Raw genomic sequence first — 493 nt, forward strand, 5'->3', positions numbered from 1 at the left:
CGGACTACTCCCTGCCACCGTTGAATCTGTCTGCCGCAGAATCGCTAGCGATGCTCGCCGGGCTCGCCCTGCTCGAGTCGTCGCCGTATCAGGGGGCCGCTCGTCGCGCACGTGCCAAGATCGCCGCCATCATGAACGAAGACCATCGCGAGCCCGTGCAAGAGGTCCTCGGGACGATCCACGTCAATGAAGCCGCCGCCGAAACGCATGACGCCGTCTCGCTCGGAATTCTGTCAGACGTGATCGCCGCGAAGCGAGTAGTACGGCTCTCCTACACAGGTGAAGCCGAGGACGGTAGCCCGGACCACACCACCAGCACTGTTCGTGACGTCGAGACAATGGGCCTGCTTCGCGCAGGCGATGCCTGGCTGCTCACCGGCTGGTGCCGACTCCGCCACGCGATCCGCGGGTTCCGTATCAGCCGAATCACCCACCTCGAGATCCTGGACGAAGTACCACCCGACAGGGACCCGACACTCCTCAGAGCCGACCT

The 493-nt window shown here is 64.3% G+C and carries 1 protein-coding gene; it reads left to right on the plus strand.

Annotation, left to right across the window (positions count from 1 at the left end):
* Positions 1-50: 50 nt before the first annotated feature.
* Positions 51-493: helix-turn-helix transcriptional regulator (locus tag ITJ69_RS20205; RefSeq protein ID WP_228549990.1), on the plus strand; the 443-nt coding region annotated here is incomplete at its 3' end.

Source organism: Curtobacterium sp. VKM Ac-2887, assembly GCF_015350935.1.
Classification (GTDB): domain Bacteria; phylum Actinomycetota; class Actinomycetes; order Actinomycetales; family Microbacteriaceae; genus Curtobacterium.